Annotated in this window: 10 protein-coding genes, 1 tRNA gene and 1 pseudogene; 10 read left to right on the forward strand and 2 right to left on the reverse strand. The window is 52.4% G+C overall.

All coding sequences use genetic code 11. From position 1 onward, the window contains the following. Positions 1 to 36: 36 nt before the first annotated feature. On the reverse strand, positions 37 to 1,329 hold the full coding sequence (locus GAP13_RS00595) for an ArsB/NhaD family transporter (protein ID WP_158905160.1): 1,293 nt from the start codon (positions 1,327 to 1,329) through the stop codon (positions 37 to 39). A 288-nt stretch (positions 1,330 to 1,617) separates the two neighbouring features. Between GAP13_RS00595 and GAP13_RS00600 the strand changes: the two genes are divergently transcribed. The 5 genes from GAP13_RS00600 to GAP13_RS00620 all read left to right on the forward strand — a co-directional run bounded on the left by GAP13_RS00600 (position 1,618) and on the right by GAP13_RS00620 (position 7,695). Further along, complete coding sequence (locus tag GAP13_RS00600) at positions 1,618 to 2,745, forward strand: hypothetical protein (RefSeq protein ID WP_158905162.1); 1,128 nt, start codon at positions 1,618 to 1,620, stop codon at positions 2,743 to 2,745. A gap of 75 nt (positions 2,746 to 2,820) precedes the next feature. After that, positions 2,821 to 4,713, forward strand: coding sequence for an ABC-F family ATP-binding cassette domain-containing protein (locus GAP13_RS00605; RefSeq protein WP_158905164.1), 1,893 nt, complete (start codon positions 2,821 to 2,823; stop codon positions 4,711 to 4,713). Between the two features lie 206 nt (positions 4,714 to 4,919). Then, positions 4,920 to 6,029, forward strand: coding sequence for a branched-chain amino acid aminotransferase (locus tag GAP13_RS00610; protein WP_158905166.1), 1,110 nt, complete (start codon positions 4,920 to 4,922; stop codon positions 6,027 to 6,029). A 201-nt stretch (positions 6,030 to 6,230) separates the two neighbouring features. Continuing rightward, a tRNA-Ala gene (locus GAP13_RS00615) sits at positions 6,231 to 6,303 on the forward strand. Between the two features lie 90 nt (positions 6,304 to 6,393). Further along, positions 6,394 to 7,695 (forward strand): tyrosine-type recombinase/integrase, encoded by a 1,302-nt coding sequence (locus GAP13_RS00620; protein ID WP_037384552.1) that lies wholly within the window; start codon positions 6,394 to 6,396, stop codon positions 7,693 to 7,695. 173 nt (positions 7,696 to 7,868) lie between these two features. Here the strand turns inward: GAP13_RS00620 and GAP13_RS00625 are convergent. Further along, positions 7,869 to 9,269: pseudogene (locus tag GAP13_RS00625) on the reverse strand (IS5 family transposase); the annotation flags it as partial. Between the two features lie 724 nt (positions 9,270 to 9,993). Here GAP13_RS00625 and GAP13_RS00630 point away from each other — a divergent pair. The 5 genes from GAP13_RS00630 to GAP13_RS00650 all read left to right on the forward strand — a co-directional run bounded on the left by GAP13_RS00630 (position 9,994) and on the right by GAP13_RS00650 (position 15,731). Beyond that, on the forward strand, positions 9,994 to 10,692 hold the full coding sequence (locus GAP13_RS00630; RefSeq protein ID WP_037384549.1) for an ABC transporter ATP-binding protein: 699 nt from the start codon (positions 9,994 to 9,996) through the stop codon (positions 10,690 to 10,692). A gap of 1 nt (position 10,693) precedes the next feature. Further along, on the forward strand, positions 10,694 to 12,175 hold the full coding sequence (locus tag GAP13_RS00635) for an ABC transporter permease (protein WP_222126102.1): 1,482 nt from the start codon (positions 10,694 to 10,696) through the stop codon (positions 12,173 to 12,175). 10 nt (positions 12,176 to 12,185) lie between these two features. After that, the gene (locus GAP13_RS00640) at positions 12,186 to 13,535 is read left to right on the forward strand and encodes an ABC transporter permease (protein ID WP_037384543.1); all 1,350 of its coding nucleotides are present in this window, start codon (positions 12,186 to 12,188) and stop codon (positions 13,533 to 13,535) included. 92 nt (positions 13,536 to 13,627) lie between these two features. After that, the gene (locus tag GAP13_RS00645; RefSeq protein WP_052076072.1) at positions 13,628 to 14,401 is read left to right on the forward strand and encodes an outer membrane lipoprotein-sorting protein; all 774 of its coding nucleotides are present in this window, start codon (positions 13,628 to 13,630) and stop codon (positions 14,399 to 14,401) included. 10 nt (positions 14,402 to 14,411) lie between these two features. Next, entirely contained in the window at positions 14,412 to 15,731 is a 1,320-nt protein-coding gene (locus tag GAP13_RS00650; protein WP_037384540.1) for a hypothetical protein, read from the forward strand. Positions 15,732 to 15,733 lie beyond the last annotated feature (2 nt).

A 15,733-nucleotide genomic window follows, 5' to 3' on the forward strand; every position in this document is an offset into this window, starting at 1 on the left:
CCCCCGTGCGTACCGCGCCCTATCCCTTCGAACCGTCTAGCGCCACACAAACCACACAAAAAGCCCCGCAGCCACTGTCGTCAGCACCGTAAAAGACCCAGCAATTTTCAGCCACGACCAAACATTCACCTTAGCGCCATTCTTTTCCGAAAGGCTCACCGCTACAATATTCGCCGAAGCCCCGAACGGCGTCAGATTGCCCCCAATACATGAACCAATGAGAAGCCCGAACATAAACAGCTCTGGCCTGCCCCCCATTGTCGCTGCAAACTTCGCAGCGACCGGCAGCATCGCCGCAATATACGGAACATTGTCGACAAATCCCGACACAAGCACAGAAAATGCGATGATGAGCGAAAAACCGAGCGCCGCGCTGCCGCCCGTCCACTTCGCGAGCGCGATACCAAGGCCATCCAGCAACCCCGACTCACTCACCGTCCCCACAACTACAAAAATTCCCACAAGAAAAGCTAGCGTCCCCCAATCCAGATGGCGTACCATATTCCTGGCCTCAGCGCGCTCCTTTCGCACCCAGCCAAGCCAACCTAATCCAACCCCCGCAAGACTGACCACAAAAATCCCACTCGCAGAGTGAATCCCGCCGCCCGCTGACAGCGCAGAAAGCCCCGCCAGCCCTGCAATCATGAGCCCGAGCAGCCCTGCAGGCACCCACGATACAATCCGCTCTGCCGGCAACGACCGCCCATCGCCCTCCATCGAACGAAAATAAAAAAAGAAGTACAGCGCTCCCACAATCGAAGCAAGCTGAATCGCAAAGAAAATCGACGGCCTTCCCGCCCTGAAAAAGAAATCATTGAACGAATAATGAGCAAAATCGGCAAAAATCATCGATGGCGGATCCCCGATCAGCGTCGCTGTTCCTTGCAGATTCGCCATCACCGCAAGGCCGATCATAAGCTGCGCAAGATTCTTCTTTGTCCTGCGAGCAAGCTCAATCATAACCGGCGCGACCAGCAGTACCGTCGCGACATTTTCGACAAAAGCCGACACAAGCCCGGTGAGCAGAAGAATAATCGCAACCGCTACCCCAACAGATGGCGAGCGCTCCACTATCCGCTCAGCCAGAAACGCCGGCACCCGCGAATAGATAAACAGCTCCGCCAGCACAAGGCTCCCGAGATAAATGAGCAGAATATTCCAGTTGATGAGCGAGCTGATCGCATGGCTCGCGCTCGTAGCCCCGCCGATAACAAGCACCAGCCCAGCCCCAAGCGAGACCCATGCCTTTTTGTCCTGCATTGCGATAATGCCCGCATACATGAGCACAAGCACTACAAGAATAAACACATTCACAGCACGAACCCCCATATTTGCAATACGGAATTCCGCCGTGCACAAAAAAAGACCGCACGGCCACTCCCGTACGGTCTCGCTAGTCCCAGTGAACGGTTCGCAAAGGCCGGAAGCATACGCTCCGTCCTGACGGCCCATGCGTCTGCGCTCGCGCGCAGAAAGCTACTCCCCGTAGGAGTTAAAATAGAGCAAATCGCTTTGCATTGTCAAGAATCACAAAATGATTGCATAGTGTCACGAACCCTGCATATGAATTTGAAGTGAAGGCCTCTTTCCTTGCGTCTACAAGGAGAGGAGGTCTTCATGCATCATTTTCATTTCTGCCCAAACCCGGCCTGTGCGTATCACCAGCACGCCCCTAAAGAACGCTGGTTCGTCGCCGCAGGGTTCTATGTGACCAAAACCTTCGGCAAAGTCCAGCGCTTTCGCTGCAGCTTCTGCGGCAAGTACTTCTCTACCCAGACCTTCAGCCTTGATTACTTCGCCAAGCGCAAAATCGCCTATCCCCAGATCGAAACCCTGCTCAGCTCTTCCATGAGCATTCGCGCACTCTCACGATTCTTCTCTGCTTCGTGCGGCACCATCCAGAACCGTATCGACCGACTCGCCCGTCAGGCCATCGCCCTCCAGAGCATGCTCCGTCCCCATGCCAATCCCCATGAATCCGTCTGCATCGATGGCTTCGTCTCCTTCGATGTCTCTCAGTACTTCCCCAACAACATCACCCTCGCCGTCACCGCCGATTCTCAATTCTTCCTTGCCGCTACCCATGCCACCCTGCGCCGTTCCGGCAACACCACCGAGGCTCAAAAGCAAAGAATGTCCCTGCTCTATCGTTCGTGTACCTTTGAGCCTCGGAGCATCGAACGCTCATTCCGGGAGCTGCTCGATCGTCTTGCCCAGGAACGCATGCCCCAGCTTTGGCAGCCTCTCATCCTCATCACCGACGAAAAGCAGGAATATCGCAGAGCGCTGTATAGCCATCCGCTCTTTCGCTTGCAGAATGCAGACCATCGACTGGTGCATCTGACCGTGCACTCCACCGAACCGCGCACCTGGTACAATCCCCTCTTCGGCGCCAACTACATGGATCGCGAGCTCAGAAAGGATCAGGCTGCCCATAGACGTGAAACCGCCTGCTTTTCCCGCAATGTCGCCAATATGCTCAATCGCTTCTGCGTCTACATGGCGTGGCACAACTACGCAAAGCCCTTCCGGATCAAAGCGAACCGAAAGGCGCGTATGACCCATGGAGAAGCGGCAGGCATACCTCGCGAGCTCGTGGCCATGGGGCGCGCATGGATGTTCCGTGAACGGGCATTCCTAAGTAGGCTCTCCCTCGATCTGCTGGATCAGAAGCTCTGGAAGCGCGCATTCTCGACCCCTCTCAAAACCTCTGCGGAGTATCTGCCTCGCTATGCGCTTGCGTGAGTTTTCTCCTACCTGCCTTCTGCAAGGTTCGTAACACTATGCACAAAACCCCATTTCCGGGCTATAACTGCTGGTATGAATATTCTCTCGCTCAAGAACATATCCCTTTCGCTTAAATCGGGCCCCCTTTTCGAATCCGTCAGAATGGATATCGACGAGCGCGATCATATCGGCCTCATCGGAAAAAACGGGGCAGGAAAAACAAGCCTACTCAGACTCATCGCGGGTCTCGTGGAGCCCGACAGGGGAACTATTTCCAGAACGAAAAATTTCACCTTTTCATATCTTGCCCAGAATACCGAATTCGACCCCTCCCTTTCGCTGCGCGAATTTCTCTATCAGGGCGAGTCGACGGAAATCCGCATGCTCGTCCAGGGTCCAACTCTCCATGGCCGCGATAGCAAGCGCGATCACGAAGCCCAGCCTCCAATATCAGTCGAAAACCGGTATTTTGCCCTTCTGCGCGAACTCGGATTTTCCGATTTCGATGCGCCCATGCAGCATCTCTCCGGCGGCGAGCTCAAGAAAGCCGCGCTCGCCCGAGCCCTGGCTCCCTATTCGAACTTCCTCATCCTCGACGAACCGACCAACCATCTCGATGTCGAAACAATCGAATGGCTCGAAAGCCGCCTGCGATCCGCCGCCCAGGCTTTCATTCTCGTGACCCACGACCGCTGGTTTCTCGACGCCACCGTCAACCGGATCGCCGAAATCGAACGCCACACACTCACCCTATACCCCGGCTCCTACGCAAAATATCTCGAAAAGAAATCAGTCGAACTCGCCAGCCTCTCCAGGTCCGAGAACAAACGGCTTGCGAACCTCAAGATCGAACTCGAATGGCTCAATCGGGGAGCTCGCGCCCGTGCGACCAAAAGCGAACGCAGAAAAAAAGAAATCGAAGCCATGAGAGCCTCCCTCATCGAGAAGCCCGCCGCAGCGTATACCTTCATGTCGCAGGAAGTGCGCCTCGGAAAGAAAGTGTGCGTTCTCAAAGACGTGAGCCTGGCGTATGGCGACAGGGCTCTCTTCAGAGGATTCAGCCATGAATTCCTGCCCGGCTCGAAAACCGCCATCATCGGCCCCAATGGCTCAGGCAAAACAAGCCTCCTTTCGCTCATAGCCGGCCTCAGAAAGCCGACAGCAGGCTCCATCACGCTGGGCGAAACGGTTCGCCTGTCCTTTTTCCGCCAGACAAACGAAGCGGTGAATCCCGAAATGTCCATTCTCGACTACATCCAGGAACACGCCGATCATTTCAGACTGCCCGATGGCTCATCGCTGGATGCGGTATTGCTGCTTGAGCGATTTGGATTCGAGCGGACATTCCAAATGCAGAAATTGAGGACCCTGTCGGGAGGCGAAATCCGCAGGCTCATGCTTGTCCGGCTATTGGCCGAATCGCCCAATTTCCTGCTGCTCGACGAGCCCACCAACGACCTCGATATCGAGACTATCGAGCGGCTTGAAGAATACCTGTCCGATTTTTCCGGTTCTCTGATCGTCGTTTCGCATGACCGGCTTCTGGTCGACAGGCTGGCACAGGACATGCTCATCATCACCGGCAAAGGCACTATCGAGCGATTTACCGGCACCTATTTCGAATGGAATATCAGAAAGCAGCAGGAAGCCGAGACGCAGTTTGAATCCAAGCAGAAAGAATCAGCCTTGCAGAAACAGAAGCAGCCCTCGCCTAAAAGCCAGGGGCAACAGTTCACGCTTCAAAGCCGGAAGCCGCAGTCCACGCCAGCCAGAACAAAACTCAATTACAAAGAACAGAAAGAACTCGAGCATCTCACCGAACACATCGAGCAGATGGAGCAAAGAAAAAAGGCACTGGAAGAAGCATTCCAGGGCCCGCCCAAACCAGGCTCCAGCCTCGCCCACGCCAAAAAGGAATACGACGAACTCTGCCGTCTCATCGAGTCGGACCTTCTGCGCTGGGAAGAGTTGGCGGACAGGTTATAGTGGACAGGTCCTAGCGGACAAGTCCAAGGCTGCATTCAGGTCCCGGACTTCCTGCCCTGCGCTCGCCAGCCCGCGCCTGCTGCCCCACGCTTACCCCATCCGCGCCTGCCCCGCCCACTGCATAACCATGCACAAAATTCGCATAACCCCTTGCCTTGCATGCGCGAGAAGAGTAAACTCGCCGGAAATACTTTGGGAGGCTGTACATGACCACAGACAAAGAGAACAAAGGATCGCGTTTTGAATCGATGTGCGTCCCCGGTTCCCTCGAGCCTGCTGATTTAGCATCGCTGGACTGGAGCAAGCTCGGTTTTTCGGTAACGGTAACTCCATACATGGGAGGCAGTGTCGCCGGGCCCGATGGTGTTTTTGAACCATGCGCGGTAGTGAAAACAGGAGTATTGCGTGTACCACCCCAAGCATGCGCGCTCAACTACGGACAGTCCATATTTGAAGGCATGAAAGCCCGCCGGGGGGTCGATGGCAAAATTCGCCTCTTCAGGCCCGAAGCGAATGCCGCACGATTCGCCAGGAGCGCCGAGCGCTTCATGATGCCTGCCGTGCCCCAGGACCTCTTCATCGAAACCGTGACAAAAGTCGTCAAGGCTAACCGCGACTACATCCCGCCGGCCGAAAAAGGCTCGCTCTATATCCGCCCGGTGCTGTTCGGAATCGGAAAAACACTGCAGCCCGCCCCTGCCGACACAACCATGTTTGTCGTCTATGTCCAGCCGGTCGGAGTCTATTTTAAAGGCATGGCGACTATCTCCATAAAAGCTGACGACACCTTCCAGCGCGCCGCGGCTCGCGGTACCGGCTGGGTCAAAGCAGCCGGCAACTATGCACCCTGCTTCCTGCCCGCCTACGAAGCCAAGCACGAAGGCTTTTCCGACGTCCTCTACCTCGACCACGACGGCGTCAACGTCGAGGAAGTCGGCAGCGCCAACTTCGCGATGGTCAAGGGCGGCAAGCTCTACGTCGCCGACTCCCCCTCGATCCTCAAGGGCATAACTCGCGACTCCGTCATGCGAATCGCCATGGAAATGCTCGGAATCGAAGTGGTTTTCGCGCCGCTCGAACTCGAGCGCGTGCTCGGCCTCGGCAAGTACGCCTCCGAAGGCCCCGCCGATGAAGCCTTCTGTACCGGCACCGCCGCCGCCATCTCCCCTATCGGCTCCATGAAGTGGAAAGGCCAGAGCTACACCTTCGGCGGCGGAGCCATCGGGCCCATCACCCAGAAGCTCTTCGACGCCATCGACGGCATCCAGACCGGGCGCCGGCCCGACCCCTATGGATGGACTGTGGTGGTGGAGTGAGGAAAACGAGATCGCGGGCGGTAGGCGCTGCCGGCTGAATGAGTAGGCGGTAGAAGCCGGGCCCTGGCGCAGATGGCGGAAACTGAATGAGTGGACGCCCACCTGGCCGGCCGCACCCTGGCCGGCCAAGGCCCCACCGCTTGATGCGCCGCCCCTGAATTTGCTATATTTGCATTCGGCTGCCGCAGCGGCAGCCGCAACGGGGAATTAGCTCAGTTGGTAGAGCGATAGGTTCGCAATCTATAGGTCAGGGGTTCGAATCCCCTATTCTCCATAAGGAATTACAGAACATTTGATGCTTGAAAAACGGCAATATAACGGAAAAATGTAACGGAAACCGGTACAAACACAAAGGGGGTTTGCCATGCCCCGATCAGCAAAAGCAATTCGCTGGGAGATTTACTCTCGCCCGAACGCGAAGCAGGGCAAGCCGGTTTACTATGTGCGCGCTGTTGACATCCAAACAAAGAAAGCCCTGCTCACCCGTTCCACTGGTAGCGATTCACGGAAGGCCGCCCGCGAGCTGATCGCGGAGCTCTCCGCGAAAATGGACTTTACGCGCCTTGCCGCGGCGAAAACTGGCAACGTTGACGCGGCCTCTGCTTCGCAGATGGAAAACATGCCGCTATCGGAATACTTTGTACTGTTCTGGAACAAAGAAAAATCATTCTACCTGCTGGCCCGCGCTGATTCCGGCAAGCCGTTATCTTCTGCTTATGTCGCCGCGCAGTATGCAAATGTAAAAACGCATGCGGAACCCTTTGAGGGATTCAAAACAACGGCCCTGCGCGATGCAAACTTATTCCTGATCGAGACCTATATCCGCCACTTGCGCGCAAAGGGCGTATCGGGAAATGTAGTAGGCGACTGCCTGAACGCGATCCGCACGCCGCTCTCATGGGCAATGAAACGCGGCCTTGTGCTGGAACCATTCTCATTCTCCGGCATTATTCGCCCGAAGGAAACCTATAGGACGCGCGGCATGATCACTCGCGAAGAGCTCGCAAGAATTATCGCCCTTGATGTAGCCGATACGATACAGCCACGGCCCCGATTAAAGAAAGGCGAAACGCACGAAACACCTGGCCCCGTTGATCTGCGAATCAAAGTAGGTGTTCTGCTGGCCCACCTGGGGGCGATGAGGGCGGGCGAGATTCGCGCCCTTCGTTGGGCAGCGATTGATTTTGAGCAGAACAGAATCCACATTGAGCAGAACTTTGTTGAGGGCGATGGCCTAAAAGCTCCAAAACGTGAATCATACGGCATCGTGCCGCTTGCTGAACCCTTGCGCGAACCTTTGCAAGCTCTCCGAACCCTTGCGTTCAAGCTGGGGCGCTATAATATAAACGAGTATGTGCTGTTCTCGCTCACAACACCGAACAAGCCCATATCAATAAAAGGGCTTGAACATGGCTACTCTCGTCTTCTGGAATGGATCGGTATTCCACCTGAAGCGCAAAAAGCTCGCCGCCTTACCCTGCACGGGGGGTGGCACTTCGCCGCTTCCTTGCTGGCTGACGAGATCGGCCCCGCTCTCGCCCGCAAAATCACCCGCCACCGAAGCCTGCAAGCCTTCAAAGGTTACGATCACGAAAGCGCCGAGGCACTGGATGCTGCGCGAAAAGCCTTGCAATTCGAACCGAAGAACGAAAAAGCAGCAGAATGAATAGCACTTTTAAAGCATTTATAGGATTTTGATGCTATTTGATAGAATCTTACTATTCAGGCGTATAGCTGTACGTAGGGGTTCCTGAAGAACCCCCTTTTGACTGTATCAAGCCGCAATAAGCAGCCTGTATTGTCTTCCAAATGCTCTCTGACTATCTTGAAAAGGCCATCCAAAAGAGACACAAAAAAGGCTTTCGCCTTTTTCCGGTACAGCACCATCAGGTTCATCACCAGGTAGACCAGCATGATTGCACTCTCACTCGTCTTTCGGAATTTCGTCCCGATCCGATCCAAGGAGTATCGCCGCTTCCCTTCCCCAAACTTCCCTTCGACCGCAATCCTCGTGCTTTCATCTTCCCGCTCGATCCTTCGTTGCTCGCGAAGGATTGCTCGATTCTTTTCACTCTCGGCAAACGGCCGCCCCAGCTTCGGCCCTGAAAGCCGTATCCCATATTCCTGGCAGTACTGAAGATTTTCTCGTGTCCGGTATATTTTGTCTGCGCATACAACTTCGGGATAGTGTCCATACCGCCGTTTGTACTGCTCGATTTGTCCCTTCAAATCCTGACTCTCGTTATACGCTTCCCACGAAAGCCGATGCACTTCCACAAGTCCATTCACCAAGCTCACCGACAGCTTCGCCCCAAACTTATACATCCCGCGTGCTTTGCCTCTCGCAATCGGCCGCACATGCGGCCTTGAGATGCTCAGTATCCTTCCTTCAATCGAATGGCTCTTCTTCGTGTACAGGTGTCGCTGCTGCCACACCAGCTCATGGATCACCACAAGATCGCTATACTGCTTTCTGGAAAGCCCGCCCAATCCCACCAGACCCTTGTAATCATTGATGATTCTCAGATTCCGCTCAATGTACTGCAGTTGCTTTTTCAGTGCTTTCCGTATCGTCTGCTCCCGTGGCTTGCGATTCCGTATGAACCGCAAGAATTCTTTTCTCGCAATCTTCCGATACGTCCGCGGCTTTTCATACCCTGTCGGAGCCTGTTCATGCAGCGTATCGATGATCTGCTCGGTTTTTCTCCTCGCCTCATCCAGCAGTGTCACATCATGCGGAAAGCGTATGTCTATCGGCGCGCAGGTTGCATCAACAATCAGTGTTCCTTTGTTCCCTCCTTCCGGAGGTTCTTGATCATCATGAGATTTCTCAGCTTCCTCTTTCTGGCGTTCGATGATCATTGCGTTGATCTCTTTCAGAATATTTCCCGATAGTCTTTTTCTGAAATGCACCATCATGCTGGGATCAAAGGGCAGTTCATCTTTATACCCTTCGAATCCCAGAAAGTATTGGAGGTATGGACTTTCCCGAATATATTCAACCAGTTCTTCATCAGCCAGCTTTGATTTTTCTTTGATAATGAGAGCGCCTAACGCGACTCGAACCGGCAGCGCAGGTCTGCCATTATTCGACACAAAAAGCGCAGCATATTTTTCTTCAACCCTGTCCCACGGGATCAAATTAGCCAGAATAACCCACCGATTCTGCCGATTCAGTTTCCCTCCAAAGACCATGTCGAACTTCTCAAATTCGGGTACTTTTTCTTTCGTTCGGTACATTCTTTCCCTTTCAAGTGCACGGGTTTTGAGGCAATTTCTGCAATTTTCATGCACTTTCCAAGGTTATTTTATCATGTATTCTTTTATCTTACAAGGTATTATGAATTTTTCAAGAGTCTCTAACTGCATGATGGTGGTTATGGTGATTCTCTAGGCTGATGGCTGTAATATTGCGACAATAATTCTTTGGCTCGCGGCTGCTACAACCCAAAAACCATGCCTTCGGTAAACCATTGAAACTAAAACTCAAGCTTATCTTGCTCACTATTTGTGCTCTCTTCAATTTCGAAATCAGTGTTGAATTGCCTGAGAGATAACAAATAGAGTTGGTCCGAAAAGGCGTTTTCTCACCTGCTGATCATGGTTCTGATTTTGCGTTCCAGCATCAGATCGAAATCGCTGCCAGGGCATCCAGGATATTCCCGATTGGGAACATTGCGCGGAGGTGGTCAACCGTTTCGAGAAGCTTGAGAAACTCAGGAAGGGGTGGTGAGGGACAACCAATCTACAACAATGGGAATCACTGAAATACCCAGACAGAGCCACCATGATTCCGGGTTGGAAATCTATTTATTGTCCGAAGTCATGACCTGACCCACAGGAATGCCGGAAGAGCCGAAAATGAAGACGCGGCTCCATAACAAAATGCTATCAGACTTTCATTCCCTGTTTATGGTTTAAGATTTCATACCTCTCTAAATTTAATCCATGCACGGAGGTATGTATGGCGATTATCCGACTTGAAAAGGTAAAAAAAACGTACCCACTTGGAAAAACAGTGGTTCCGGCGGTAAAAGGCGTCGACTTTGAAATTCAAAAGAGTGACTTTATCTCATTGGCTGGTCCTTCAGGATCTGGGAAAACGACTATTTTGAACATGATTGGCTGTATCGATACGCCCACAGAAGGGGTCGTAGAAATAGATGGTGTAAAGACCTCGGATTTAAATGATAAGGAGATTACCAGACTCCGGCATCGCACTATCGGCTTCATTTTTCAGTCCTTTAATCTCATTCCCGTTCTGAATGTGTACGAAAACATTGAATTCCCTCTTCTGATTGGAGATACGGGAATCTCACAGAAGGAACAGAAAAAATGGATACAATTCTTAATTGAAGAAGTAGGATTGGGACAGTGGCAAAAACATCGGCCCAACGAGCTTTCTGGTGGACAGCGGCAACGGGTCGCCATTGCACGGGCGCTGGTCACAAAACCTAAGATTGTGCTGGCCGATGAGCCGACGGCAAACCTGGATTCCGCCACCGGTGAGACCATCATCAACTTGATGAAGAAAATGAACAAGGAATTGGGCACCACTTTCCTCTTCAGCACCCATGATCAAAAAATTGTGGATCTGGCGGACCATGTGATCCGGCTCAAGGACGGCCTCGTTTCAGAAAATTATCGGCCAAAGGCGGTGTAACATGGTCATCCTGAAAATTGCCTTCAGAAATCTTCTGGAACACAAGGTAAAAACGGCCATTGTGGGTACCCTTATTGCGTTGGCGGTCATGTTCATGGTTACGGGCAATTCAATTTTGGATACGATCCGGACCGGTATGAAGCAGAGCTATTCCGCCAATTATACCGGGGACCTCATTGTGCACGGGACATCGAAAGACAGCTTTTCCCTCCTCGCTTCAGGTCCTGGCGCCGCCTCCGGTTCGGATATTCCGCAAATACCGGAGTTCCAGACAGTCCGCAGCAGTATTGAACAGATGCCTCAGGTGCAGTCTGTTCTGCCTCTGCTCTCCGGGTCTGCAAGCATCAGTTTAAATGAAGAAACTGCGGGATTCACCATGTTATGGGGAGCCAATTTTGATGAATACGCACTGATGTTTCCTGATTCTCTTGAATTTACCCAGGGCGGATTTCCGGAAGAGCCAGGCCCCTATATTCTGTTGTCAGAAAGTGTCCGGGAAGCTGCGGAAAAAGAAACTGGGAAACCCCTTCATATCGGAGATTCAATCACCCTGGCAGGTTTTGGCGCCAGCGGGAGCCGTCTGCGGGAGGCGACGATTGCCGGGTTCTTCCGGTTTAAGCGGGGTAATGAACAGCTTAATCTGGTATCTCTTATAGATGCAAACATCCTCCGCAGTTTAAAGGGTATGACCAGGAACCCAATGGGGGTGGATATCGCCAGCAGTTCCTTGGGCGCTAATGGAACTACAGAAGCTGCGACTACAGATGATGAACTCTTCGGTAATGGGGGAAGTCTGGTTCAAACGATCCAGCCAGTCCAGTCGGGTGCCTTGGTGAATTATGATGCTATTCTAGGGGATACCTCGATCCGGAATAGATACACCGAGCTTGATCCCAATGCATGGAATTTTTTGCTTATCCGTCTTAAGGATTCAGCCTCTATACCGGCAACACAAGAATCGATTCAGACCATGCTGACTACCGGCAGCATCGATGCACAAGTCTCTGATTGGAGCTGGGGGGCCGGCACGGTGGCAACCCTGGCAATGGCCCTGCAGTTTATTTTCAACATCATCATCGCCATTATTCTTGTGGTGGCCATCATCATCATCATCATGAACACCCTGGTCATCTCCGTAACCGAACGGATTCCCGAAATCGGGACCATCCGGGCCATCGGAGCGGGAAAAGGTTTTGTCCGTCGCATGATCCTCTGGGAAACCCTGACCCTGTCGGTGGTGGCCGGCCTTGTGGGCCTCCTCATCGGTTCGGTGCTTCTCCTTGTGGTGAATAGGGTTGGTATTGCTTCCAGCAATATGTTTTTTGCAATCCTCTTTGGCGGGTCTACCCTGCGGCCTGTGCTGTCCATGGGATCTCTTGTCTGGAGTCTACTTGCGGCAGTTGCAATTGGTCTAGTTTCAAGCCTGTATCCTGCGTCGATTGCCTTGAAAATCGCACCAGTCAAGGCGATGCAAAAAATTTAGGAAGGTAACCATGTTACAAATGATACGAATTGCCCTGAGAAACATATCGCGGCAAAAAAAACGAAGTATCCTGTTGGGAAGCGCGATTGCATTCGGGTTTTTGGTGATTACCCTGGTTAATGGATTTACCGGAGGACTTCTGAAAACTACCAAGGAAAACCTTTCCCATCTTTTTGGGGGTCATATTTATATAAGCGGCTCCATCGTGAGCCCCCTGGGTTCGGAACTGCCCATGATCCAGGATAGTTTCGCCGCAGAAGAGGCTATCAAGGCCATCTCGGATCGAGTCGCTTCGGTGCAGTACCGTTCAAAGACGACGGGTACCCTCTATTTCGGGAACAAAGAACAAACCCAGAAACTGGAAGGGGTCGATTTCGCTGCGGAGCAGTCCTTCCGGACCAATATTGATATAAGCAAGGGTAGCCTTGCGGATATTGATAAGCCGGGCTCTCTGATACTTCCGGAGGCTACGGCGAAAAAACTGGGCGTCGAGATTGGAGAGACCCTGCTCTACCGAGCGAGTACGGTAACGGGCCAGCAGAACATTGGCGAATTTACTCTCATTGCCACAACAACCAGCAGCAGCGTTATGGTGATGGACACTGGATATACTTCCAAGGCCTACCTGAATACCCTCATCGGCCTGGATGAGGGGGACTATCAATCCATCAATATATTTCTTAAGGACGTAGCGGAAGTACAAACGGTGGCCGATAGGCTCTATAGCAACCTTGCCAGCAATGCTCCGGTTAGTCCCCGTATTTCCGCGGATTCTACCAGCAGTCCCCGCAATATGTCCGCCATGCGGAGCAGCCTCATGGGGATGAATCAGATTGTTCAGGTTGCCAAGGAGGAGCAATGGAAGGGCACCAAATTTTCCGTGACTACCATAGAGGACCTCATGTCGCCCATTTTGTCGCTGCTCTCCATTATTCAGGCAGTGGCCTTCTTGGTCTTTATCATCCTGCTGGTGATCATCATGGTAGGAATTATGAATTCCTATCGGATGGTTATGATTGAGCGAACCGAAGAAATCGGCACCATGCGAGCCCTGGGAGTCCAGAAGTCGGGGATACGAACTATCTTTTTCACCGAAGCCCTGTCGGAGGCTGTGCTGGGAACCGCAAGCGGCTTTGTACTGGCCCTGCTGATTGGAGGTATCTTGAGCCTCATCAATTTTGGCAGTGGCAGTTTCCTGTCCCTCTTTCTGGCCAGGGGGCACTTTGTGCTTCAGTTCTCCATTCCGGAGGCGCTCAAGAACATGCTGATAATCTGTGTCATGAGCATCATGGCGGTCTATCTCCCCGCCCGGAGTGCGGCAAATCTGGAACCCGCCCAGGCCTTGCGGGCAACCTATTAAGGGCAATGTGTCCCTGGGTCCGAGGGCCGGGCTGAGACATCGAGCCAACGGGCTTCGGGGGTCCACATTTTTATTATAGTCAGGAGTTTTGTATGAGAAAGAGATATGCGTTAGTAAGTCTGGTTATAGTGCTTCTGCTGGTGCCGATGTCCGGAATTTTCGCACAGGCCGCTTCCGCGGTCCCGGATTTCAAGGCTATGCTTAAGACCATCGATGAACGGAGCAATTTTACCGGTAGGGACTTTTCCGCAAAAATAAAAATGGTCAGCGAAGATCCCGAAAAAGGAACCACGACCCGGGTGGCCAAGACCTTCCGTCGTGACCGGGATGACAGTTTTTTGATACTCTTTATGGAACCGGCGGATCAGCTCGGTCAGGGGTATCTGAAGCTGGGGGACAATATGTGGTTTTATGACCCTCAGAGCAGAAAATTTACCCACAGTTCTCTTAAGGAGAATGTGCAGGGCACGGATGCTAAAAATTCCGATTTTAGGCAATCCACCTATTCTGTCGATTATACCGTCACTTCCTGGACCGAAGGGAAACTGGGAGCCTACGATGTGTGGATTCTGGAATTGCAGGGGGCAACCAACGAAGTAACCTATCCCTATAAAAAGATCTATGTGACCAAAAAGGACCAGCTGCTGCTGAAAAGCGAAGATTACTCCCTTTCCAAGCGCTTGTTGCGTACTTCATATTTCACAAGCTATGCAAAAATAGGTACTTCCTATATCGCCAATTCGGTCATGTATGTGGATGCCCTGGTCCAGGGAAAACGGACAAGCATAACCTTTACGGATATTTCGCTGGATAATCTGCCAGACTCGGTCTTTACCAAGGCTTATTTGGAACGGGTTAACCGCTAGGGAGGCTGCCATGAATATGCGAACATTGTTCTATAGTATTGTTTCAGCAGGTCTATTGATGGCCGGCCTCTTCCCCCTGCAGGCCCAGACTGATGATGAGCTTTTCGGGTCCTCCGAAAGCCTTGTCACAGAGGCTCCACTGGTAAAACCTGTGGAATCATCTGCCTCTGATATTTCAACAGGATTACTGAAGACCGAGACCGTAAAAATAGGCGGCGCTTTTACCTTCAGCCTTGCCGGAACTGCTGCGGGAGATTCAACGATCTTTTCTGATTATCCGACTCCTTCCGTTGTATCTTATGCAGACCTCTATGCCGATGCCCGGCCCGCGGATAATTTCCGATTTTTCATCAAGGGCCGTTTTAGTTATCCCTATACCTCCGACTCTTCGGGAAATAATCCCTTCAGTTTACGGGAAGCCTATGCGGATATAGAGCCCCTTTCCGGAATCAATGCCCGTTTGGGAAAACAGACCGCAAACTGGGGTGTAGGGTACTTTTTCAGCCCAGGGAATTTGCTGGACTTCGGGACCATCGATCCGGAAAATCCGACGGAAGAACGAACCGGTCCCCTGGCGGTAAAATTCCAGCGGTCCCAGCGCACCAGCAACTATTACCTCTACCTCCTGCTCGACTCTGCCTATTCGGGCGGTCCCATTGGCCTTGCCCCCAAGGCGGAATGGGTGTTGGGTTCCTCGGAACTAAGTCTGGGTGCCTACTGGCAGAATGATAAACCCTGGGCCGTGACAGGCAGTATAACCTTTCCCATGGGGCCTCTGGACATGTTTGTCGAAGGAGCCGTGAAGGGCAATATAGACAAGAATTTCCTGGTGCTAAATGGTCCGGCCCTGACAGCAGAGACTCGGCAGGATAAAATCTTTGGCCAGGGAACAATCGGCTTTTCATGGTCCATGGATGACAGTGAGGGGCGGTATTCCCTGTCTCTGCGGGGACAATACTATTACAACGGCCTTGGATACGAAAATTCGGATCTGTTCATTGCATATCCCATGCAGGTTGCATCGCTTTTGCAACAGAAAACTATTACCGTCCAGGATCTTAAGGAACGGGGTCAGCACTATGGGGCAGGTAGCCTTGGAATCAGTAAAATACTGTCTTCCGATTTTGGTCTGTCCTTTTTCTGGCTGGGAAATTTAAGCGACAGTTCAGGGAAAACAAGTGCAACTCTGTCCTGGAGCGGTCTGGATAAGTTGAACTGCAGCATTGCATATTCTTATGCCTATGGTCAGGAAGGCACAGAATTCCGCCCCGTTGGAAGCGTTGCTTCATCCATTACCTTGAAGGTTTCCCTTTCCATGGCTACATTCTAAGG

The organism is Rectinema subterraneum (genome assembly GCA_009768935.1).
Taxonomy (GTDB): Bacteria; Spirochaetota; Spirochaetia; order Treponematales; family Rectinemataceae; genus Rectinema; species Rectinema subterraneum.

Excerpts from the sequence above, each read along its gene's own strand:
- GAP13_RS00610 (WP_158905166.1), top strand. The coding sequence starts at position 4,920 with ATGACCACAGACAAAGAGAACAAAGGATCGCGTTTTGAATCGATGTGC.
- GAP13_RS00605 (WP_158905164.1), top strand. The coding sequence starts at position 2,821 with ATGAATATTCTCTCGCTCAAGAACATATCCCTTTCGCTTAAATCGGGC.
- GAP13_RS00640 (WP_037384543.1), top strand. The coding sequence starts at position 12,186 with ATGTTACAAATGATACGAATTGCCCTGAGAAACATATCGCGGCAAAAA.
- GAP13_RS00635 (WP_222126102.1), top strand. The coding sequence starts at position 10,694 with ATGGTCATCCTGAAAATTGCCTTCAGAAATCTTCTGGAACACAAGGTA.
- GAP13_RS00600 (WP_158905162.1), top strand. The coding sequence starts at position 1,618 with ATGCATCATTTTCATTTCTGCCCAAACCCGGCCTGTGCGTATCACCAG.
- GAP13_RS00620 (WP_037384552.1), top strand. The coding sequence starts at position 6,394 with ATGCCCCGATCAGCAAAAGCAATTCGCTGGGAGATTTACTCTCGCCCG.
- GAP13_RS00650 (WP_037384540.1), top strand. The coding sequence starts at position 14,412 with ATGAATATGCGAACATTGTTCTATAGTATTGTTTCAGCAGGTCTATTG.
- GAP13_RS00645 (WP_052076072.1), top strand. The coding sequence starts at position 13,628 with ATGAGAAAGAGATATGCGTTAGTAAGTCTGGTTATAGTGCTTCTGCTG.
- GAP13_RS00595 (WP_158905160.1), bottom strand. The coding sequence starts at position 1,329 with ATGGGGGTTCGTGCTGTGAATGTGTTTATTCTTGTAGTGCTTGTGCTC.
- GAP13_RS00630 (WP_037384549.1), top strand. The coding sequence starts at position 9,994 with ATGGCGATTATCCGACTTGAAAAGGTAAAAAAAACGTACCCACTTGGA.